Annotated in this window: 25 protein-coding genes and 1 pseudogene; 14 read left to right on the top strand and 12 right to left on the bottom strand. The window is 64.2% G+C overall.

From position 1 onward, the window contains the following. Positions 1-33: 33 nt before the first annotated feature. The 4 genes from M3P27_09400 to M3P27_09385 all read right to left on the bottom strand — a co-directional run bounded on the left by M3P27_09400 (position 34) and on the right by M3P27_09385 (position 4,790). A complete protein-coding gene (locus tag M3P27_09400; GenBank protein ID MDP9268521.1) occupies positions 34-1,725 on the bottom strand; it encodes an amidohydrolase in 1,692 nt (563 codons plus the stop codon). Between the two features lie 59 nt (positions 1,726-1,784). Next, positions 1,785-3,035: a M20/M25/M40 family metallo-hydrolase gene (locus M3P27_09395; GenBank protein ID MDP9268520.1), complete on the bottom strand. Its 1,251-nt coding sequence runs from the start codon at positions 3,033-3,035 to the stop codon at positions 1,785-1,787. Positions 3,036-3,188: 153 nt separating this feature from the next. Continuing rightward, complete coding sequence (locus M3P27_09390; protein MDP9268519.1) at positions 3,189-4,436, bottom strand: LeuA family protein; 1,248 nt, start codon at positions 4,434-4,436, stop codon at positions 3,189-3,191. Positions 4,437-4,448: 12 nt separating this feature from the next. Next, on the bottom strand, positions 4,449-4,790 hold the full coding sequence (locus tag M3P27_09385) for a hypothetical protein (protein MDP9268518.1): 342 nt from the start codon (positions 4,788-4,790) through the stop codon (positions 4,449-4,451). A gap of 130 nt (positions 4,791-4,920) precedes the next feature. Here M3P27_09385 and M3P27_09380 point away from each other — a divergent pair, with 130 nt between their 5' ends. Continuing rightward, complete coding sequence (locus tag M3P27_09380) at positions 4,921-5,340, top strand: hypothetical protein (GenBank protein ID MDP9268517.1); 420 nt, start codon at positions 4,921-4,923, stop codon at positions 5,338-5,340. Between the two features lie 34 nt (positions 5,341-5,374). On the opposite strand, the gene truA is transcribed toward M3P27_09380, so the two are convergent. Both truA and M3P27_09370 read right to left on the bottom strand, forming a co-directional pair. Then, entirely contained in the window at positions 5,375-6,187 is an 813-nt protein-coding gene (gene truA / locus M3P27_09375) for a tRNA pseudouridine(38-40) synthase TruA (GenBank protein MDP9268516.1), read from the bottom strand. Between the two features lie 760 nt (positions 6,188-6,947). After that, positions 6,948-7,190, bottom strand: a pseudogene (locus M3P27_09370) (hypothetical protein). Between the two features lie 8 nt (positions 7,191-7,198). On the opposite strand from M3P27_09370, the gene M3P27_09365 reads away from it, so the two are divergent. The 3 genes from M3P27_09365 to M3P27_09355 all read left to right on the top strand — a co-directional run bounded on the left by M3P27_09365 (position 7,199) and on the right by M3P27_09355 (position 9,552). Continuing rightward, positions 7,199-8,641, top strand: coding sequence for a TolC family protein (locus tag M3P27_09365; protein ID MDP9268515.1), 1,443 nt, complete (start codon positions 7,199-7,201; stop codon positions 8,639-8,641). A gap of 126 nt (positions 8,642-8,767) precedes the next feature. Then, complete coding sequence (locus tag M3P27_09360) at positions 8,768-8,980, top strand: hypothetical protein (GenBank protein MDP9268514.1); 213 nt, start codon at positions 8,768-8,770, stop codon at positions 8,978-8,980. Further along, positions 8,968-9,552 carry an SET domain-containing protein-lysine N-methyltransferase gene (locus tag M3P27_09355; GenBank protein MDP9268513.1) on the top strand — a complete coding sequence of 195 codons (585 nt, stop codon included), beginning with the start codon at positions 8,968-8,970 and terminating at the stop codon, positions 9,550-9,552. Before M3P27_09360 ends, M3P27_09355 begins: the two co-directional genes overlap by 13 nt. Before the next feature lie 110 nt (positions 9,553-9,662). On the opposite strand, the gene M3P27_09350 is transcribed toward M3P27_09355, so the two are convergent. Beyond that, on the bottom strand, positions 9,663-10,019 hold the full coding sequence (locus M3P27_09350) for an STAS domain-containing protein (GenBank protein MDP9268512.1): 357 nt from the start codon (positions 10,017-10,019) through the stop codon (positions 9,663-9,665). 242 nt (positions 10,020-10,261) lie between these two features. On the opposite strand from M3P27_09350, the gene dnaX reads away from it, so the two are divergent. From dnaX to recR, 3 genes are read left to right on the top strand one after another with little or no spacing between them, the layout of a single operon-like run. Then, positions 10,262-12,109, top strand: a complete 1,848-nt coding sequence (gene dnaX, locus M3P27_09345) for a DNA polymerase III subunit gamma/tau (GenBank protein MDP9268511.1) — start codon at positions 10,262-10,264, stop codon at positions 12,107-12,109. A 53-nt stretch (positions 12,110-12,162) separates the two neighbouring features. Further along, a complete protein-coding gene (locus M3P27_09340) occupies positions 12,163-12,468 on the top strand; it encodes a YbaB/EbfC family nucleoid-associated protein (GenBank protein ID MDP9268510.1) in 306 nt (101 codons plus the stop codon). Then, positions 12,468-13,067 carry a recombination mediator RecR gene (recR, locus tag M3P27_09335; GenBank protein MDP9268509.1) on the top strand — a complete coding sequence of 200 codons (600 nt, stop codon included), beginning with the start codon at positions 12,468-12,470 and terminating at the stop codon, positions 13,065-13,067. Before M3P27_09340 ends, recR begins: the two co-directional genes overlap by 1 nt. Before the next feature lie 152 nt (positions 13,068-13,219). Here the strand turns inward: recR and M3P27_09330 are convergent, their stop codons facing one another. The 4 genes from M3P27_09330 to M3P27_09315 form a co-directional block, all read right to left on the bottom strand. After that, positions 13,220-13,597: a response regulator gene (locus M3P27_09330; protein MDP9268508.1), complete on the bottom strand. Its 378-nt coding sequence runs from the start codon at positions 13,595-13,597 to the stop codon at positions 13,220-13,222. Between the two features lie 199 nt (positions 13,598-13,796). Beyond that, a complete protein-coding gene (locus M3P27_09325; GenBank protein MDP9268507.1) occupies positions 13,797-14,153 on the bottom strand; it encodes a PilZ domain-containing protein in 357 nt (118 codons plus the stop codon). Further along, positions 14,140-14,652: a PilZ domain-containing protein gene (locus M3P27_09320; GenBank protein ID MDP9268506.1), complete on the bottom strand. Its 513-nt coding sequence runs from the start codon at positions 14,650-14,652 to the stop codon at positions 14,140-14,142. The genes M3P27_09325 and M3P27_09320 overlap by 14 nt, the downstream gene beginning before the upstream one ends. 85 nt (positions 14,653-14,737) lie before the next feature. Further along, the gene (locus M3P27_09315) at positions 14,738-16,012 is read right to left on the bottom strand and encodes an MFS transporter (GenBank protein MDP9268505.1); all 1,275 of its coding nucleotides are present in this window, start codon (positions 16,010-16,012) and stop codon (positions 14,738-14,740) included. Positions 16,013-16,106: 94 nt separating this feature from the next. Here M3P27_09315 and M3P27_09310 point away from each other — a divergent pair, with 94 nt between their 5' ends. From M3P27_09310 to M3P27_09295, 4 genes are all read left to right on the top strand, one after another. Further along, positions 16,107-16,910 (top strand): hypothetical protein, encoded by an 804-nt coding sequence (locus M3P27_09310; GenBank protein ID MDP9268504.1) that lies wholly within the window; start codon positions 16,107-16,109, stop codon positions 16,908-16,910. A gap of 50 nt (positions 16,911-16,960) precedes the next feature. Next, positions 16,961-17,914: an MBL fold metallo-hydrolase gene (locus tag M3P27_09305; GenBank protein MDP9268503.1), complete on the top strand. Its 954-nt coding sequence runs from the start codon at positions 16,961-16,963 to the stop codon at positions 17,912-17,914. 98 nt (positions 17,915-18,012) lie between these two features. After that, entirely contained in the window at positions 18,013-18,408 is a 396-nt protein-coding gene (locus M3P27_09300) for a DoxX family protein (protein ID MDP9268502.1), read from the top strand. A gap of 125 nt (positions 18,409-18,533) precedes the next feature. Beyond that, positions 18,534-18,962, top strand: a complete 429-nt coding sequence (locus M3P27_09295; GenBank protein ID MDP9268501.1) for a nuclear transport factor 2 family protein — start codon at positions 18,534-18,536, stop codon at positions 18,960-18,962. Positions 18,963-19,012: 50 nt separating this feature from the next. On the opposite strand, the gene M3P27_09290 is transcribed toward M3P27_09295, so the two are convergent. Beyond that, the gene (locus M3P27_09290; protein ID MDP9268500.1) at positions 19,013-19,159 is read right to left on the bottom strand and encodes a hypothetical protein; all 147 of its coding nucleotides are present in this window, start codon (positions 19,157-19,159) and stop codon (positions 19,013-19,015) included. A 242-nt stretch (positions 19,160-19,401) separates the two neighbouring features. On the opposite strand from M3P27_09290, the gene M3P27_09285 reads away from it, so the two are divergent. The 3 genes from M3P27_09285 (at position 19,402) to M3P27_09275 (ending at position 21,206) form a co-directional block, all read left to right on the top strand. Continuing rightward, entirely contained in the window at positions 19,402-19,893 is a 492-nt protein-coding gene (locus tag M3P27_09285) for a redoxin domain-containing protein (GenBank protein MDP9268499.1), read from the top strand. Beyond that, positions 19,890-20,423 (top strand): DsbA family protein, encoded by a 534-nt coding sequence (locus M3P27_09280; GenBank protein MDP9268498.1) that lies wholly within the window; start codon positions 19,890-19,892, stop codon positions 20,421-20,423. The genes M3P27_09285 and M3P27_09280 overlap by 4 nt, the downstream gene beginning before the upstream one ends. 141 nt (positions 20,424-20,564) lie before the next feature. Then, entirely contained in the window at positions 20,565-21,206 is a 642-nt protein-coding gene (locus M3P27_09275) for a 2Fe-2S iron-sulfur cluster-binding protein (protein ID MDP9268497.1), read from the top strand. Positions 21,207-21,208: the final 2 nt, after the last annotated feature.

Below are 21,208 nucleotides of genomic sequence, written 5' to 3'. Positions count from 1 at the left end.
AACTCTGGGGCTCCTCGATTTCAAATCGGCAAATCACTTCGCCTCGTACACCGTCTTCCCGCCCACCACCGTGCGCAGCACCTTCGTCTTCAGTATCTCCTCCGGCGCCACCTTGGTGATGTCGCGATCGAGCACCACGAAGTCAGCGAGCTTGCCCGGCTCGAGCGTCCCTTTGTCTTTCTCCGCAAACTCGGCATACGCCGCGCCGGTCGTATAAGCCGCGATGGCTTCGTCGATGGTCAGCTTCTGCTCGGGATAGTACGTCTTCTTCCCGTCTTCACTTTTGCGGGTGACCGCGGCATAGAGTCCGCGGAAGGGCGTGATGGGCTCGACCGGATAATCCGTCCCAAACGCGAGGGGAATCTTGTTCTGCAAGAACTCGCGCCACGGATACGACGTCTTCGCGCGCTCCGCTCCGATGCGCGCCTCCGCCCAGTTCATGTCGGTCAGCAGATGGTTCGGCTGCACGCTGGCGATGACACGAAGTTCGCGCATCTCCTGGAACTGGCTGGGCGCCACCACCTGCGCATGCTCGATGCGGAAGCGGAAGTCGGGCTCCTTGCCGCGATTCCCTTTGCGCTCGTGCCATTCGCGCCACGCTTCACCGAATCCTGCCAGCGCCAGCGCCACGCCGCGATCGCCGATGGCGTGGAAGCCGACTTGGAAGCCGGCGTTGGCGCGGTCCCGCGTCATCTCTTCGAGGTCATGCTCCTTGAACTGGGGCAGGCCTGTGTTCTTGGGATCGTCGAAGTAGGGCACGAGCAGCGCCGCCGTCCGCGATCCCAGCGACCCGTCCATAAACCCCTTCAGCATGCCGGTGTGCAACATAGGGTCGGCCTGCGGATGGCGCGCGCGATGCTCGCCCAACAACTTCAGGTCCGCCCGGAACGGCAGCCACTCGGTGACGCGCAGCGTGAGCTTGCCTTCACGCTCCAGTTCTTCGAAGACGAGGAAGTCGGCCCACTCGGAGTTGTCCTGCGCGCTGGTGATGCCGTGCGCGACCGCGTCGGCCAGCGCCAGCTCGAGCCCGCGCCGCCGCTGCACCGGCGTTGGGGCTGGGATCTTGGAGTAGACAAGGTCGCGCGCGCCCTCGCGCAGTATCCCTGTCGGCTCACCCTGCGCGTCCACATCGATCGCCCCGCCGCTTGGAGCTTTCGTCGTCTTGGTCACACCTGCGTCTTTCAGCGCAGCCGTGTTCGCGATCGCGATGTGTCCGTCCACGCGCGTGAATATCGCCGGATGGTCCCCTGTGACCGCGTCGAGGTCCTGCCGCGTGGGGAGAGTTGCGTCCCCACCTCCGACTCTCGACCACTTCGTGTGGTCCCAGCCGCGCCCTTGCAACCACTCGCCCGCGGGACGCTCTCTTGCCGCGGCCGCGATGCGCTGCTTCATGTCGTCGAGGGACGTCGAGCCGATCAGGTTCACGTTCAGCTTCTCGAAGCCGGCATTCGCAAGATGCACGTGCGCGTCGTTGAACCCCGGCATAACGAACGCGCCGTGCAGATCGATGACCTTGGTACCGCTGCCTCGCAGTCGCTCCACATCGGCATTACGCCCGGCGGCGATAACCTTGCCCTCTTTAACCGCCAACGATTGCGCGGGTACATTCCCTACAGTGTGCGCGCGGCCATACTCTGCGTCGTACTTCGACCCTGTGTACACATTGCCATTGACGTAGATCACGTCCGCCGTCTGCTTCGTCTGCGCCAAACCGACCGCTGCCAAAAAGAAAAGGAAAAGAACTATCCGCGCCCACCCGCGTCCATCCGCGGCGGAAAGCATTTTCATTCCACCCCCGCCAGAGTCATCACCGTCAGCACGATCCGTTTGAGGCCCAGGTCGCGGTTGGTGGTGTCATACCACTCATGCAGCGTGTGCGCGCCGCCGCCAGCACCGCCCGCCCCGATCGCGAGCGCCTCCATCCCCAGCGCGAGCGGGATGTTCGCGTCGGTGGACGCCCGTTGCATCCGCGCCGTGTTCCCCAGCTGCGCGTCCACCGCACGGATGACCTGCAGCATGCGCGCATCCTCTTTCAACTCCGCCGCCGGACGGCTCCCGATGGCTTTGATCTCATAACTCAGCGCCGCCTGTCCCGCTTGCGCCGGTTTGGTATCGGCAACGCTCTCGAGCACCGCACGCCGTAACGCGGCTTCGAGCTTCTCGATCTCCTCCGCCGACGCCGACCGCAGGTCCACTCGCATCGTTGCCGACTCCGGGATCGAGTTCACGCTTGTCCCACCGCTTATCGCTCCGATGTTGAATGTGGTCTTGGGATCGGCCGGCACGGGCGTGGCCGCAAACTTTGCCACCGCGCGCGCCAGCGCGACGATGGGATTGGGCACGCCGAAGTCGCTCCACGAATGGCCACCCGCGCCGCGCACCGTCACTTCGAAGCGCCGGCTGCCCAGCGCCTGCGCGATGACTGTGTCGGTGGCCGCGCCGTCCACCACCAGCGTGTACGCGATCTTATTTTTCCAAGGCCCGGCAAATATGTGACGCATCCCGCGCAGGTCGCCCTCACCCTCTTCCCCCACGTTCCCGATGAAGACGATCGGCATTCCCAGCTTCACCTTGGCCGCGTCGAACGCCTGTGCCACGGCGAGCAGCGCGCTCACCCCGGCGCCGTTGTCGCTGATGCCCGGCCCGTAAAGCTTCGTCCCTTCACGCCGGACGTCGATCTTCGTTCCCGCCGCGAACACGGTATCGATGTGCGCCGTCACTGCGACGTACTTCTCAGGCTTTCCCGGGGCGCTCTTGCCCCCGCGCCGTATACCAAAGACGTTCCCCAGTTCGTCCGTCTTCACCTCGGTCAGCCCGATCTCTTTGAACTTTTCCGCCAGCCACGCCGAGCGCTTCGCCTCGCCGAACGGAGGCGCCGCGATCGCGGTGAGCTCCATCTGGCGCTCGGCGATCTCGCGGGTGTGCGCGCGCAGCCAGTTTATGCCCGCGTGGAATTCGTCGGCGCCGGCCACCCGCGCCACTTCCTGCTGCGGGGTGAGTGGCGGTGCGGCGGCGTCGGTGCGCGTGGCTGCCATCAGGCTGACTACTATAGCTAGGTAGCAGATGGATTGCCGAAGGACGGCCGATTTTAAAGATGGGTCATGCTGAGTGACCGAGGGCCCCGCGCGTTCTCTCCAGCGCGGGTATCGGTCGCGAAGCATCTTGGGTGTTCTTCGTAGGGACTTGAGCTAAGAAGACTTCGCCGCCTCCTGGCAGCACTCCATGATCTCCGCTTCGGTCAGCAGACGGTCGGACTGCTTCGCGCGCTGATAGATGCGCTCGATCACCACATCCGCGAGCGGGATGCCGCGCGTCTCCAGCCAATGGATGATGTTCGACTTCCCCGACATGGGGCCGACCTCGATCGTCTGCGTCATCCCAAACTCGCTCGCCGGCACGCCCGAGTAGACCTCGTCGGCCAGCGCGCGGTCGCCCTTCTTGATGGCCTTGATCACCGCCGAAGCGTGCACGCCGGTCGCGGTGCGGAAGGCGTCCGCTCCCACCACCGGATAATTCTTCGGGATGGGCACGCCCGTGTACTGCGACACCTTCTCGCAATACTCCTTCAGTTTCGAGAGGTCCTGCTCCAGCCACGGCGACACGCCCATCAGCTTCAGGTTCACCAGCATCTGGTCCATCTGCGTGTTGCCCACACGTTCGCCGATGCCGATGGCGCATGCGTGCACGCAATCCGCGCCTGCTTCGAGCGCGGCGAACGAGTTCGCGATGGCCAGGCCGCGGTCGCAGTGGCCATGCCAGTCCACGCGGATCTTCTCGCCCGAAGGCTCGACCACTTCATTCATCACAAACGTGATCAGCGCGCGAACGCCATCTGGCGTCGCGTGCCCGCAGGTATCGCAGACCGCGATCGCGCGCGCGCCACACTCGATCGCCGTGGTGTAGAGCCGCTTCACCGTCGCGGGATCGCAACGCGAGGTGTCTTCGGTGACGTACATCACATCGAGGCCGAGCGAGCGCGCGTAGGTCACCGCGTCGGCGGTGGTCTTCTGCAGGAAGTCGTCCGACCAATCCTCGGTGTAGCGGCGGATGGGGCTCGACCCGATGAACGTGGCGCACTCGATCGCGATGCCCGCCTTCTGCGAGATCTCCGCTACCGGCGTGATGTCGTTCTTGTGCGTCCGCGCGGCGCAGTTCGGCTTGATCTTCAACTGCGCGCGCGCGATCTCGCGCGCCAGCCGTTCCACGTCACCGTACGCTCGCGGACCGGCGCCCGGCAATCCGATGTCGAGCATGTTGATGCCCAGCCCCTCCATCAGGTGAAGGATCTCGATCTTCTGTTCGATGGCGGGATCCTTGACGGATGGCGACTGGAGTCCGTCGCGCAGCGACTCGTCATTCAGCAGCACGCGCCGTCCGCCCGGCTTGAGCGCCGCATGCTGCGTGTTCCAGTCGTAGATGAGGTGATGGTGCTTCATGACCGAAGGAGCCTACGTCTTCGCCTTGTCGCCCTTCGGCGCCACCGTCAGCCCGAAATCCGAGATGCTTCCCCGCCCGGCCACGTTCAGCGCGCCCGGCTCCTGCGGATTCGGAAAGTACAGTGTCTTGCAATGCTCGCAGCGATAGATCTCTGCGTCCGGCCCGAGCTGGCGCTCGATGTCGCCGCACTCCTGCTCTTTCACGTCGGCCATGTAGAACCAGCGTTTCAAGTGCCCACCACAGAGTTTGCCCTTGGCGTCTTTCTCGTTGCACGAGCGCTGCCCCGGCTTCTTCAGCTTGGTCTTGTGGTTGGGCAACTGCGGGACGACCACCGTGGTATCGGAACCAGCCATCGCTTCTCTCCGACGCTGCGAGCTTCGCTTCCGTAAAAGTCGATTGTACCCGATGCTGCCGCTTGAACTCCGCTCCCGGCGGCAGTACCATCACGCCACTTTTCGCGCAGCCCGATCCAAAGAGGCGCCCATGGCAAACCCGTTCTGGCCGGAAGTCACCGATCTGGAATCCGCCAAGAAAGCTTGCCGCACCGCGGCCGGCGCCGCTTTTTTCATCGCCGGACTCACTGCTATCGTCGCCGGCATCGCCCTCGCTGGCACGACCGTCATTCCCGGCATCAGCGGATGGGCGCTCGTAGACGCCGCCATCTTCCTCGTCCTCGGCATCTTCCTGCGCCGCTTCTCGCGCACCGCCGCCGTGATCGCCCTCGTCCTCTTTATCCTCGAGCGCATCAGCATGATGACCCAAGACACCAGCCCGGCGAGCCTGCCACTGGGCATCTTCCTTACACTCATGTTCATCACCGGTGTGCGCGGCGCCTTCGCTTACCGCCGCCTCAGCGCCGCTACGGACACCCAGGCCAGAGCCGCCGGCGGCACCATCGGCTGAGCGCAGCCCCCTCGGGCATCGCAGCCGAAGAAACCTAATACTCCACGCTCACCAGGTAGAGTCCCTCTGCCGGCGCCGTCGCTCCCGCCGCCGACCGGCTCTTCTTCTCCAGGATGGCGCGGACATCTGCCGGCGCGAGCGTCCCTTTGCCCACCAGCAGGAATGTCCCAGCCAGGTTCCGCACCATGTGGTGCAGGAAGCCGCTGCCACGGATCTCGTAGACCAACTCCTCGCCTTCCCTCCGGAAGGCGGACGAAAAGATCTTCCGGACGTTGGTCCGAACTCCCGTCCGGAGTCCCGTCCGCGGCTCGTCGTCCTTGCCCTTCTCGTCATTCTTCTCGGCATCCACCGCCGCGAACGAGGTGAAGTCATGCTCGCCCACCACCGCGCCCGCCGCCTCCGCCATCGCCTGCTCGTCCAGCGGATAGGGATGATGCGTCACGTACCGCGCCAGGAGGGGCGGACATATCCCTCCCCGCCATATGCGATAGCGATAGGTCTTCGCCTTCGCGGACCGGCGCGCATGGAAGTCGTCCCCTACCTCCTCCACCCCCAGCACGCGGACACTCTTCGGCAAAACATCGTTCAGCGCGATGACCAGGTTCTCCGCCGGGATCGGGCTTGCGGTTCGCACCGTTGCCACCTGTCCCAGCGCATGGACCCCCGCGTCCGTCCTGCCGGAGCCCTGCGGCAGCTCGTTCTCTCCACTTGCCTTAACGCCCGTGACTCTGGCCAACGCCTCGGCCAACACGCCCTGGACGGTCGGCTTCCCCGGCTGTACCTGCCAGCCATGGAAGTCGCTACCGTCATATGCCAGGGTGAGTTTGAGGTTTCTTTCCACGCGCATCGTTCTCTAGGAATCGCTCCTGGGAAAGATTTTTCCCAACCGCGGACCCTCTCAGCGCGTCGAATGCCCAGCGCCCGGGCCTTGATGCGCAGCGCCGCGGCGAGTAGCGTTCCGCGCCCCTCGAAGAAGGTAGCGCTGGTTTATACTATGCCACTTCCACTGGACACTCGTTTGCGGGCACGCGCGTTCCTCCGAGGGCGCTCAGAAAACGGAACTTGCCGCCCCTCGAATGCGTATAACTCGTTGACGATTTCAGCTCTAGGTAGTCTGTAAGGAAGCTCACCGCAGCAGATCTCTGGGTAACACCGCCGGAACAGCACAGTATTAATGATGAGATTCTTCAGAATGATGATGGGAGACAAGGGAATGCCGACTCGCTCGCTCTACGACTTCACCGCGCCCGCTGCGCACCGCGCCCTCGCGTTCACGCTCGCGCTCGTTATCGGGCTGGGACCGCTCGCCGCGCCCGCCGCCGCCCAGCAGGACACCACGCCTGCCGCTCCTTCGACCGCCGCCCAGACGCAAGCTGCCACGCCGCAGCCCGTGCGCGCCGCCTTGCAGGATTACTCCAAGCCGCGCTCGCACTTCCCCACCGTCATCGGCCCGTACATCGGCCGCGAGGTTCCCGAGCCTTCCTTCTCCAACACTCCGCGCATCGACCAGCTCATGCGCGGCGGCACGCTCTATCTTTCGATGAGCGACGCCATCGCGCTCGCGCTCGAGAACAACCTCGATCTCGCCATCGCGCGCTATAACCTTTCCATCGCCGATACCGACGTGTTGCGCGCCAACTCCGGCGGCTCCACCCGCGGCGTCGCCAGCGGCCTGGTGCAAGGCACTCCCGGCGGCGGCGTCGGCGGCTTCGGTACCGGAGCTTCCGGAGCAGGCGCCGGCGGCACCAGCTCGGGCGCAGGCGGCGCGGGCACCGGCACCGGCGGCCTGGTTTCTTCCACCCTCGGCGCCGGCACCGCGGTCGATTCCTTCGACCCCATCCTGGGCGCGAGCCTGAGCGTGGAACACGCCACCTTCCCCACCGCCAACACTGTGACCACCGGCGTGGCCAATGTGCGGCAGAACAACACCACCGCCAACTTCAACTACTTTCAGGGATGGAGCACCGGCACCGCACTCAGCGTCGGCTTCAACAACCAGCGCCAGGCCACAAACAGCCTGTTCACCACGCTGGTGCCCGAGGTCAACTCCAACTTCCGCGCGGCCCTGCGCCAGCACTTGCTGGCCGGCTTCGGCTCTACCAACCGCCGCTTTATCCGCATCGCCAAGAACAACCGCGAGATCTCCGACGTCGGCTTCCGTCTCCAGGTCGCAACCACGGTCTCGCAGATCCAGAACATCTATTGGGACCTGGTCAACGCTTACGAAGACGTCAAGGTGAAGCAACGTTCGCTCGATCTGGCCAACAAAACGCTCTCCGACAACAAGAAGCAGGTCGAGATCGGCACCCTGGCGCCCATCGAGATCACCCGCGCGGAGAGTGAGGCCGCCACGCGCCAGCAAGACCTCATCGTCTCGCAGACCAACCTGCAGTTGCAGCAGTTGCTGATGAAGAATGCCATCAGCCGCAACCTGACCGACCCGCAGCTCGCCGTCGCGCCCGTCGTGCCGACTGACACCATGGCCGTGCCCGAGCAGGAGCCCGTCGTGCCTACGCAGGACCTCATCACAGACGCTCTCGGACACCGCCCCGAACTGGCGCAGGCCCGCATCGACCTCACCAACCGCGACATCACCAAGAAGTCCGCGCGCAATGCCCTGCTGCCCAGCGCCGATCTCAACGCCTGGTATGGCGCCGCCGGCCTCGGCGGACAACAGAACATCGGTAACACTTGCGGGCAACCCACTGCAGATCCGCTGAATTGCATCCCCATCGGCTCCATCCAGCGCACCGGCTTCCCGCAATCCTTCCACCAGCTCTTCACCAATAACTTCCCCGACTACGGCGTGGGCATGAGCCTCACCATCCCCATCCGCAATCGCGCCGCGCAGGCCGACCAGGTGCGCTCCGAGCTGGAATACCGCCAGGCGCAGATGCGCCTGCAGCAGCTCCAGAACCAGGTCTCCATCGAGGTGCGCAACACGCAGTACGCGCTGCAACAGAACCGCGCTCGCGTCGAGGCCGCGCAGAAGGGTCAGGATCTGGCCCAGCAATCGCTCGAAGCCGAACAGAAGAAGTACGCGCTCGGCGCTTCCACCAACACGCTCGTGCTGCAGGCGCAGCGCGACCTGGCGCAGTCGGCATCGAACGTCGTCCTGGCTATGACGGCGTATGAGAAGTCGCGAGTCGAGCTCGATCGCGTGACTGGCTTGACGCTCGAACACAACAACATCTCACTGGCCGATTCCGAGGTCGGCGTGGTCAACCGCACACCCACCGTTCCCGGCGTCACGCCGCGGACGGGTTTGATCGTCGACCCGGCACAACCGCAAAAACCCTAACCCGCTTTCGCACCAACGGCCGCGGTCGTGCTGGATGGCCGGGTGAATTCGAAGATATCCCGAAGCTTCCGCCGCCCGACCTGCAGCGCTACTGCCGCCGCTGACCGCGTTATAATTCCGCCTCCTATGGAATGTGACGAACTTATCCGCCTGCGCTCGGAAGCCCAGGCGCTCCGCAAGGAGCTCGAAGACCGTCGCAACAAGGCGCGCGAGCGCAAGGATCTCGCGCGTCCCGACCGTCCCAACGCCTTCGACTACGATGGGTTCCTGCGACGCAAGATCAACCGTGCCGCCACCGCCATCGAGCAGCACGTCGCCAAACACCAATGCCAAGATTGACCAGTCTGATCCCGCCGGCGCCGTTCGAACTCTCCGAGCTGGGATGGCATCCGATCATCGGGCCTATGGGACTCATCATCCGCTCGTCGCAGATCCACGCTGCCGGCTGCTACACCACCGCACCCATCGCGAAAGGGACCCTGGTGGTCGAATACACCGGCCCGCGCTTCAAGCCGGAAGAGTGCGTCCATCTCTATGCGGGCCAGTCATCCACCTATCTCTTCGGCATGGAGGGCGACAAGCAGATCATCGACGGTCACGGCATGGCCGCCTTCGTCAATCACTCCTGCGCTCCCAACTGCGAGACTGACGAGATCGACGGACGCGTCTGGATCGTCGCCATCCGCGACATCGCGCCCGAGGAAGAACTTACCTACGACTACAACCTCTACGACGGGGACGACCTCAACGGCGCCCCCTGCTACTGCGGGGCAAAGGATTGCCGCGGGACGATGTATGAGCTCGAGGAGGTCGCGCGCCTCAAGCGGCTGGCCCGCGAGGCAAAACGCAAGCAGGCCGCCGCCAAGACCACTTTCGCCACAAAGAAAAAGCCGCAGCGGACTGCGGCTTGATGTCTGGAACAGATCCTATTGCTGGGTCATGCTGAGGAGCCCGCCGCGGCGGGCGAGCGAGCGTTCTCTCCACTCGCGAGCAGAAACGAAGCATCTGGGCTGGGATACCGCTATGCCGTCGCGGCGGTCTTGAACGAGTTGACAGCTTTTTCTTCGCTGTCGAAGACTTCGAACACCGTCACCAGCTTGGTGATCTGCAGTTGATCGCCCACCCGCTGCGTCAGGTTCGCCAGCTTGATGTCGCCGCCGGCCGCGCGCGCCGAGGTGTACAGGCCCACCAGCGTGCCGAGCCCGCCGCTATCGATGTAGCTCACGCCGCCCAGGTTCAACACGATGTTCTTCTGCGTGGTCAGCAGGTTCTTCACCTGCTCGCGCAGGCTGGCGGCCTCTTCCCCGAACACGATCCTGCCATTGCAGTGGACGACCGCCACGCCATCCGCCTGCTTGGTGGTTATTTTCAAGCTCATTTCCCAACCTCCTGCCGACAAGGGGTGAACGGCAGTACAGGACGCACATCCTATGACTCCCGACCGCTGTTTGCAAGCAAGCCACCGCACTGGGTCGGAGTGTCATCCTTCGCGCCCGCCACCGTGGCCGCACCTGTCAATGCTGAGCGAGGTCGCCGCGGCGACCGAGTCGAAGAACCCCTATCGCAACCGGGATCTAGGCCATGACGCGACTCCGAGCCAAGCTATAATCAAGATTCCCCATGAGCTACCAGGTCCTCGCGCGCAAATATCGTCCGCAAAAGTTCTCTGACGTCATTGGTCAGGAACACGTCACGCGCACCCTGATGAACGCCATCGCTCAGTCTCGCATCGCCCACGGCTACATCTTCTCGGGACACCGCGGCATCGGCAAGACCACCGTCGCGCGCATCCTCGCCATGGCGCTGAACTGCAAGGCCGGCAACGGACCGCAGGCCGAGCCTTGCGGCGTATGCGATTCCTGCCGCGAGATCCGCGAGGGCGCGGTCGGCGCCATGAACGTGATCGAGATCGATGCCGCCACCAACCGCGGCATCGATGAGGTCCGCAGCATCATCGCCACCAGCGAAGGCCAGCCCGCGCGCGGCGATCGCTACCGCATCTTCATCCTCGACGAAGCTCACCAGATCACCGAGGCCGCCTTCAACGCGCTCTTGAAGACGCTGGAAGAGCCGCCGCCGTGGGTCGTCTTCATGCTGGCGACCACGCAGCCCGAAGACATCCCGCAGACCATCCGCTCGCGCTGTCAGCACTTCAGCTTTCACGCGGTCAAGTTCGCGGACATTGTCACCCAGCTCCGCGACATCGCGAAGCAGGAAAAGATCAAAGTCGACGACAACGCGCTCGCCGTGCTGGCTGAGGCCGGCGACGGCTCCATGCGCGACGCGCTCAGCATCATGGACCAGGCCATCGCCTGCTGCGGTAACACGCTCACCGCCGAGCTCGTCCGCGAGCTCGTGGGCGCGGTGCCGGCCGAGACGCTCGAGCAGGTCATGGACGCCATCGGTCACAACTCGGCCGACGACGCGCTGCGCCTCATCGACAAGCTCACCACCGAAGGCCAGAGTCCTACACACTTCGCCCGCCAGCTCGTCCGCTTCCTGCGCAACGCAGTGGTCGCCAAGGTCGCGAGCAGCGATTCTCCGCTGCTCCAGATATCGGCGGACGAACGTGCGCGCGTCGCGCGCATCGCCGAAAAGTTCTCGGAAGAAGACCTCTCGCGCTTCCTCGCCATCATGCTTCGCACCCACGACGAGCTGGGCTACCGCCAGGAACAGCGCTTCCACTTGGAGCTTGGCATCTTGAAGATGGTCCACGCGCAGCGCCTGCTGCCGCTCGAGCAGTGGCTGAGCGGCGCCGCGCTGCCGGCGCGTTCGCTTTCACTCCCCGCGCCGACCCTTAGCGCCGGCGTCCCGCCGGCTGTAGCGGCGGGCGCGACATCCGCCGCCAAGCCGCGTGACGCTGCGCCGCCGCGCGTCTCGCCCTTCGAAGCCGACCGCGCGCGGAAGTCGGAGACGAAGTCCGAAGCAAAGACGGAACCGAGTAGCGCCCGGCCGGCCGCCGCGACTGCCGTTGGCCTCGCGGAGCCGCCTCCGGAACCCGCCGACTTGTCGCCCGATTCACTCCGCCAAAAGATCGTCGCCGCGCTCGAGTCAGCCGGACAGCGCACCCTCGCCTACATGCTCAGCGAAGGCGAATGGAGGCTTGCCGCGGGCGAGCTCGTCATCGACGTCCCAAAGTCTCCGACCATCGTAGAGATGGCGCTCGGGCCCGAGCCCAAGCGCCTGCTGACTGCCGCGGTCAACCAAGCCGCCGGCCGGCTGCTGCGCATCAAGGTCGTCGGCGTGGGCAGCGCCAACGCCAATACCAACGCCGACGCCGCGAATGGTGGCGGCACGCCCGCCAACGGCGACCGCGCCAAAGGTGGCAACGTATCCACTGCCAACCCGCAGGCGCCGTCCGCTGCGCCGCCTCGCGGACGCGCGGCCGACGAGCCCGTCGTCCGCCGCATGCAGGAAAAGTTCAACGCCGAGATCCGCAGCGTCATCGACCACAGGAACAAGAAGTAACTCGTTTTAGCTTTAAAGAAAAAGGCCTTTTCGCCTTTAGAGGCTAAATAACCATGGGTGGGTTCGACCTTCAACGCCTGATGTCGCAGGCGAAACAGCAATACGAGTCGCTGCAGAAGAAGATGCAGGAGACGGTGATCGACGCCACCGCCGGTGGCGGCAGCATCCGCGTCCGCATGAACGGACAGAAACAGTTGCTCGCCATCACCATCGATCCCGAGGTGGTCAAGTCCGGCGACGTCGAGATGCTGCAAGACCTCGTGCTCGCCGCCATCAACGAAGCCGCCCGCAAGATCGATGACGAGATGAAGTCCACCGTCGGCGGCATGCTCGGCGGCATGGGCATGCCAGGAATGTGATGTCTAAATTCGCCGAACCCATGTCCCGCCTCATCGACGAGCTCAAGAAACTGCCCGGCATCGGCGGGAAGTCCGCGCAACGCCTCGCTTTCCACATCCTGCGCTCATCCGAAGATGACGCGCAGGCCCTCGCCGCCGCCGTCCGCGACGTCAAGGAAAAACTCCGCCTCTGCTCCATCTGCAACAACATCACCGACGTCGATCCCTGCACCTACTGCACCAGCCCCACGCGCAACCTGCGGCTGGTCTGCGTGGTCGAGGAGCCCACCAACATCGCGGCCATCGAGAAGACGCGCCACTTCAACGGCGTCTATCACGTACTGCACGGCTCCATCTCGCCGCTGCACGGCGTGGGCCCGGAGCATCTCCGCATCTCGAACCTGACGAAACGCATCGACCAGGGCGAGGTCGATGAAGTCATCATCGCGACCAACCCGACCGTCGAAGGCGAAGCCACCGCGATGTATCTCTCGAAGACGATCAAGCGTCCTACCGTGAAAGTGACGCGTATCGCCATGGGCATCCCCGTCGGCTCCGACATCGAGTACGCCGACGAAGTCACCATGCTCAAAGCCATGGAAGGCCGCCGCGAACTCTGACTACCTTCTTGAAGGGTCAGGCTGAGGAGCGTCGTGAGGCCGCGTTTTCTCCAGCCGCCGAACAGCGACGAAGCATCTCACACCCTTAAGATGCTTCGCTCCCAAAACAAAAATGGCCGCTCTCGCGGCCACTCGCAGCTCAGAACTAACACCTAGCTCTTTAACTTTGCCAGCAAGTCTGCCGGATGCACCGGCTTTGCCAGGATCTCGAACTCATGGCCTTGCTGCCGCGCATTCTCCAGCAGGTCGGCAGTGGCCGCCTGTCCCGAGAACAGCAGGATCTTACACTTGGGCAGCATCCTCCGGATCTGTATCGCTGCCTCGATGCCATTCATGTCGGGCATGATCACGTCGCTGATGACCAGGTCGGGCTGCACCGCCTTGGCCTTCTCCACCGCTTCTTGGCCGGTGTAGGCGGCGGTGGAATCATAGCCATTCTGTCCCAGGATGATGGCTAGCGTATCGGCGATCACGCGTGCGTCGTCGACCACCAACACCTTTGGCTTGGGACGACCCGTGCTGCTCGTCAAGGTTTCCTCCGTTTGGCTTCCGCTAACTTTTCTAACACATCCGGCAGCTTTCGGTCATGCGTGCCGCCCTGTCATTCCCCGCCACAATCATTCTTTTAGGATGGGTCATGCAGAGGGGAGCATCGCGAGGGCGCGCTTTTTCCCGCCGGCCAGGCAGCGACGAAGCATCTTGGCTGTCCTGCCACTGACAAAAGACCCGCTAGACGATCCTTAGTCCCGCGCACGCGCGCCGGATCGTCTCGCGCTCCTCGCCCCGCACCTCGACGAACTGAAACCCGTAATGATCCTCACGATGGCGATGCCGCAAGGTCGCGCGCAGCCGCAACGGCGCGGAGCTCATCGGGAAACGGAACTCCAGCACCACCTTCTGGCGCGCGGGCAGACCGCTCGCCTCCAGCAGCACGCAAGCGCCACCCAGTCCGATGTCCAGCAGACGTCCCGCGAGCGTCTCGCCTCCGCCCAGCACCTCGACCTGCACCGGCAGGTCGGTGGCGAAGCGCGGAAAGCTGCGCGCGTTCTTCCACTTCGGGTCCGGTAACGGATTACTCGCCGCCATCCCGCTTCTCTTCCCTCGCGTCCGTCGACTCGTGGCCGTCCGGCTTGGGCGCGTATGCCTCCGGCGAGAAGCGGAGCTTCGCTGTCGTCTCCTCCGGGTCAGCCGCATGTTGGGCGTTCATCGCATGCGCGTCTTCCAGGCTCATGGTGTCTTCATGGGACGCTGCGCGCAGGTAGCGCATCACCGTCCGGCGCTGCTCCGCCGTGATGTTCACGAACGCGAAACCATGGCTGAAGCCATGACGGTTCTTCACCTGCGCCGTCACCTCCAGCGGATCGGCCAGCGCCTGCAGCACCAGCCGGGCCTGCACCACGTCGCCGATCTGCAGTTCGCCCGCCAGCACCACGCCGAACCCGGCTTCGCTGATGTTCGAGGCGCGCCCGCGCACCTTCTCCGGCCCATCTGCCTTCGGCACCGTCAGCACCACGCGGTTGTCGGTGTCATGTCGCGGCAAGCGCCGCGCGATCTCGGATTTTGATTGCGGTGTCGTCTCGTCCAAATGTCGCTCCTGGTGGACTGCGAAACGCACAGACTGCAAGGGAGAGCCCCAAATCATACCGCTTTTTGAGCTACTCGCAACTCGTTCACGGCTGCGTCGGCGCCGCCGCCTCCGCCTGCTGCGCCACGATCAGCCGCCGCGCGAGCGGCCGCAGCGAGGGCAGCACCACGCCGAACAAGCCTCCCGCCACGATGCACGCCACTCCTCCGAATGCGACGGTATACGAGGCGCCGATATGCTGCGCCAGCGTGCCACTGAGCAGCGCCCCCACCGGAGCCATGCCCATGAAGGTGGCGGTGTAGAGCGCCATCACCCGTCCGCGCAGGTGGTTCGGCACCATCGACTGGATGAGCGTGTTCGACGACGACATCTGCACCATCATCGCGTAGCCCGCACCCAGCAGCACCGCGCACGAGAGCCATGTCATCCGCGACTGGCCAAAGATGATGAGCGCCACTCCGAATCCACACGCGCCCAGCACGATCCAGCGTCCCAGTCCTTTCACTTCCTTCTTCAGTGCCAGCGATATCGCGCCGCCCAGGGCGCCGATGCCCGCGCAGCCCATCAGCAGGCCCAGCCCGCGCGGGCCGGCGTGCAGGACCTGGTCGGCGAATACCGGCATCAGGACGGAATACGACATCCCGAACAAACTCACCACCGCCAGCAGCGACAGCAGCGCCCGCACCGGCTTCTCGCCCATCACGAAGCGAAAGCCTTCCTTGATCTGCAGTAGGGCGCCCTCGTGCGCCGCTCGCGGGTAGGCGCTCGGCCCGTTCGTCATCATCCACAATCCGGCGATTACCGCGATGTAGCTCACCGAGTTGGCAAAGAAGCACCAGCCTTCGCCGATGGCCGCTACGATGATGCCCGCCACCGCCGGGCCGATCACGCGCGCGCCATTGAACATCGAGGAGTTCAGCGCGATGGCGTTCATCAGGTCGTCGCGGCTCACCAGGTCCACCACAAAGGCCTGGCGCGTCGGCATGTCGATGGCGTTCACGATGCCGAGTCCCGCCGCCAGCACGATCACGTGCCAGATGGTCACCACGTGCGTGAGCGTCAGGATGGCCAAGATCATCGCCTGCACCATGCTCAGCGCCTGCGTCCAGATCAGGATCTTCCGCCGGTCGTAGCGGTCGGCGATCAGCCCGCCGATGGGCGCAAGCAGGAAAACGGGGATCTGGCTGGCGAATGCCGCCACGCCTAGTAATAAAGGAGAGTGCGAGAGCCGGTAGACGAGCCACGCTTCGGCGACGGTGTCCATCCACGTGCCGATCAGCGAGATGAGTTGCCCGGTAAAGAACAGCCGGTAGTTGCGGTACCGCAACGAGCGCAGCAGTGCCGGGGTCTCCATGCTCATTCGATGCTAAACCGATGCGCGCAGAAGCGGAAGCCTTCGGACTCGGTTACCCACGGCGTACAATTGCGCCCGCCATCCCTTAAGGAGATAACGCATGCGCCGCTACGGACTGCTTGCCATCCTCATGTTCCTGTGCGCCTCGGGCGTCGCCCAACTCCCCACGCGCGCCCAGCTCACCGCCAAGCCGAAGTTCGCCAAAGAAGTCCCGCACACCTTCAAAACCTTCACCGATGCCGAGTTGCGCGACGCCATCAAGATCGTTCCCGCGCGCAGCTACGCGATGTTCGGATACAACACGCCGGAAGTGCGCCTGCTCCTTCCCAAGGTCGGCAACAGCGTCTACAGCACGATCGACTTCCCCGACCCTACCCTCGCCAACGACGCCGGCGAGCCGGTCACCGTCGAGATCGAGCGCGGCGGCTACAACGATGAGCGCTTCTCCGACGAGATCCGTTTCCGCGTCCCCGACAACAACGACGTCATCGCCGGGTTTGCCCACGTCACCGGCAAGGTCAAGCTGAAGTATCCGCTGGCCGTGACCACCCGCACCTTCACTCCGCTGAAGCCCGGCGCGAAAGAGTACGCGGTGAAGATCAACGGACCTTTCGTCAACCTCGACAAGGAAGCCCTCCAAGTCCCCGACGTCTCCGGCGCTCTGCATCCCGTCCGCGCCTATGACGCCGCCGGACATCAGCTCGAACCGGCCTCCTACTCCGAGACCTCATCCGACGACGCCGGCGCCTACGTCACCAAGATGGCTTTCTACGGCAACGTCGCCAAGCTCGAAGTGGATTCGGTGGCGACCTGGGCTGACCTCGAGCTGCCTTACGACCTGAAGCCCGCGCCCCTGCTTCCCGCCGGACACGAAGGCGAAGACCCCGCCAGCTACACGCCGTAGGGGTCTGCTAGACTTCCGCTCTTCACAACAAGAGCACAACAGGAGAACGTATGCGCAAACTCATAGTCCTCTTCGTGCTGTGCGCTCTCGTCGGCGTAGCCGCTGCCCAGCAAGACGATTTCAGCAAGGTCGAGATCAAAGTGCAGAAGGTCGCGGACGGCGTCTACATGCTGATCGGCGCCGGCGGCAACATCGGCGCCTCCATCGGCGAGGACGGCGTCGTCGTCATCGACGACGAATTCGCTCCCCTCGTTCCTAAGCTCCAGGCCGCGCTCAAGACCGTGACCGACAAGCCGGTGCGTTTCATCCTCAACACGCATTATCACGGCGACCACACCGGCGGGAACGAGTTGATGGCCAAGTCGGGCTCCACCATCATCGCGCAGGAGAACGTGCGCAAACGCCTCGCCGCCGGCACGGAAATCAAGAAGTTCAACAGACCCACGCCGCCCGCGCCCAAGGATGCGCTCCCCATCATCACCTTCAACGATCGCCTCACCGTGCACCTGAACGGCGAGGACATCCGCGCCATCCACTTCCCCGCCGGCCACACCGATGGCGACAGCGTCATCTTCTTTCCCAAGGCCAATGTGGTGCACATGGGCGATGACTTCGTCACCTACGGCTTTCCCTTCGTCGACGTCGAGAACGGCGGCTCCGTCTCGGGCATGATCGCCGGGTGTGAGAAAGTCCTCGCCACCGTCCCCGCTGACGCCAAGTTCATTCCCGGACACGGCCCACTCTCCACCGCCGCCGACGTTCGCACCTTCATCCAGATGATGAAAGACACGCGCGCCGTCGTCGCCGCCGCGGTCGCCAAGAAACAGACACCCGCGCAGATGAAGCAGGCGAAGCTGCTCGCGGCCTGGGAGAAGACGTACGGCGGGCGCTTCATCAAGAGCGAGGACTGGATCGACGCGCTCTACGACGACGTCACCCACAGCAAGACCGGGACCGAGCAATACAAGCCGCACGGCCACGGCGCCGAAAAGCCAAAGCCCTAGGCAAATTCGTGGGGGAGGCGGGCGACCCCGCTCACCCGAAGCGAGAAGAAACTGAAGCCCAACGCAGCGCCGTTACATCAATCTTCTAGCGAGGTCACATGAATACTGCGACGCAACCATCCCGCGGCAAGCTCTGGACCGGCCGCGTCCTCTCCGCCATCCCTGTCCTGTTCATGATCGGCGGCGGCATCATGAGCCTCGGCAAACCGCCGCAAGTCGTCGAGGGCATGAAGAAATTCGGCTACCAGGAAGAATCCATCCTGCTCATCTCCATCCTCGAGATCGGCTCGGCGCTCATCTACGCCATACCACAGACAGCGGTGCTCGGCGCCATCCTGATGACTGGATACCTCGGCGGCGCGGTCGCCACCCATGTCCGGATCAACGACCCGGGCTGGCCGATGGCGGTCACCATGGGAGTCCTGGTCTGGCTCGGCCTCTATCTGCGCGATCCACGCCTGACCGCGCTCGTCCCGCTGCGCAAAATGGAGTAGGACACGCCTGCAACGCCTTTTAGCAGGGTCATGCTGAGTGACCGAGGGGCCCCAGCGATTTCGCCAGCTGGGGTATCGGTCCCGCAGCTGACCAAACGGTCGCGGAGGTGCTATCCTCCCCCGCCATGAAAACCAAATTCTTTCTGCTCGCACTCGCCCTCACGCTCGCCGTCTCCACTGCAACCGCTAAGGATTCCGGCGCCGCCACCGCCGAGAAGCTCGAACGCCAGATGTTTGACTGGATGGTGGCGAAAGACTGGGCGTCCCTCGGCGCGCACATCGCGCCGCACTTTCAATCCCTGCACTCCGATGGCGCGCGCGACCGCGCCGGCGAACTCGAGCTCATCAAGAACCTTCACATGACCAAGGCGCCCACCTTCACCGACTTCAAGGTCACGCGTTCGGGCGACCTGCTCATCATCACCTACCGTGCCGCGAGCGATGAGGTCATCGACGGGAAGTCGCAGGCCGGTAAGGCGAACCCGCACATGAGCGTCTGGCAGAAGACGTCCGCGGGCTGGGTCTGGATATCGCACGCGAACATCAACCAATAGCTGTGTCTCGTCATCCTTCGCGCCCCGCCGCAGGCGCGGAGGATCTGTCGTCACTTCTTGCCTTGTTTGCCTGGCCGCTCCGGCTTCTTTTTCTTGTTCGCGGCACGGTGCTCGGGATCCACGCCCAGCGTCCACGAGGGTGGATCGCTCGCCGGAAACGACTCTTCCAGGTTGGCGTCGATCTCCTGATCGGACATCGACGGTTCTTCAGTCCGCGGTTCTTCAGTCCGCGGTTCGTCAGTCCGCGGTCCGGTGGTCCGCGGCTTCCCTCGCTTGGCCATAGCGTCTCTCAAGCTACTATCGGGATCGGCCTCGTCGCAACCATCTTCACAGCCTGCCTCACCGCATGCAGGCTCGGACAAAGCGGCGTAGTATTTATGCTTTAGCGAGAGGACGCTCCCGAGCGTCCTCTCGACTCTCGCTTCGCCCGAGGTGAGGAATGCCTCAGTCTCAAATCCTGCCGGCCGGCACCAAGGCTCCTGATTTCACCCTGCACGTCACTCCTGACCAAACGCTTTCACTCTCCGAGTTGCGCGGCCAGCCCGTCGTGCTCGCCTTCTATCCCGCCGACTGGAGCCCGGTCTGCGGCGACCAGATGGCGCTCTACAACGAGATCCTTCCCGAGTTCCAGAAGTTTAAGGCTGAGCTCCTCGGCATCTCGGTCGACGGCGCCTGGTGCCACGCCGCCTACGCCCGCACCAACAAGCTGCACTTCCCGCTGCTCTCCGACTTCGAACCCAAAGGCGAGGTCGCGCGGAAATACGGGGCTTACCGCCAGCAGGAAGGCATCACCGAGCGCGCGCTTTTTGTCATCGACCCTGAAGGCATCATCACCTGGAGCTACTGCTCGCCCGTCGCCGTGAATCCTGGCGCCGATGGCATCCTCGAAGCCCTCGAAGAGATGCAGAGCAAGCGGAAGAAGGCATCATGACCACACTCAGAGTACCGGTTGGCGCAGACGACCATGTGCAAGGCCCAGCCACCGCCGCCGTTACCCTGGTGGAGTATGGCGACTATGAGTGCCCACACTGCGGGCACGCCTATCCCATCGTCAAGCAGTTGCAGGAGGAGTTCGGCGATGACCTGCGCTTCGTCTTCCGCAACTTCCCGCTCGCGAACGCTCATCCCCACGCCCAGCTCGCCGCGGAAGCCGCTGAAGCCGCCGGCGCGCAAGGTAAGTTCTGGGAGATGCACGATTGGTTGTTCGAGAATCAGGACGACCTCAGCAGCGAGAACATCGTCGCCGGCGCCGAGGAGTTGGGCTTGGACATGAAGCGTTTCGTCAACGACAGCGAATCGCGCAAGTTCCAGGAGAAGGTGAAGCGCGATTTTGCCGGCGGCGTCCGCAGCGGCGTGAATGGCACGCCGACATTCTTCATCAACGGCGTCCGTCACGACGCCGACTTCGAATACGAGACCCTGACCGCCGCCATCCAGGCTGCGCTGGCCGAAGCCGCTTAGCATGCGGCAGGATTCGCGGCCTCGAGGCACGAACATTGCTCGACGCCATCCACCACCAGGCACGAAAGCACACCGGCATCGACATCGGGGTGGACAGCGTCCCCGTTGCTTCGATAGGCTCTTCACCCGAACGGAGGCCCTATGCCAGACGACGATCCACGATCGGGCCCGTCAAATCCCACCCGCCGGAAATTCCTTAAGACCACGGGAAGTACTGCGGCAGCGTCCGTGATCGCTGCGTACGTACCCACGCGCGCGAACAGCAGCGCCGCAGAGAGTGGCACGGCCGTGGCAAGTGCGGACGCCCCGAACATCGCGGGCGCGGTCCCCATCACGCTACGCATCAACGGCAAGGACCACCAACTGCGCGTCGACCCTCGGACGACGCTGCTGGATTGCGTCCGTGAGACCGTCGCTCTCACCGGAACAAAGAAGGGCTGCGATCACGGGCAATGCGGCGCGTGTACCGTGCACGTGAATGGCCGGCGCGTGAATTCATGCCTGAGCCTGGCCTTGATGCACGACGGCGACGAGATCACAACCATCGAGGGCCTCGGCACACCCGACGCGCTGCATCCCATGCAAGCCGCGTTCGTCGCCCACGACGGATACCAGTGCGGATATTGCACGTCCGGCCAGATCATGTCGGCGGTGGCATTGCTCAAGGAGCCGTGCGGTCCCGAGGACGCGGCGGTGAAGGAACTGATGAGCGGCAACATCTGCCGCTGCGGGGCCTACGCCAACATCGTGGCCGCGATCCAACAAGTCCGCAAGAACACTTAGCC

This window comes from Acidobacteriota bacterium (genome assembly GCA_030774055.1).
In the GTDB taxonomy this organism is placed as follows: Bacteria; Acidobacteriota; Terriglobia; order Terriglobales; family Acidobacteriaceae; genus JACPNR01.
Note: the sequence above shows the minus strand (reverse complement) of the source record. Positions and strands in the feature narration are given on the sequence as shown.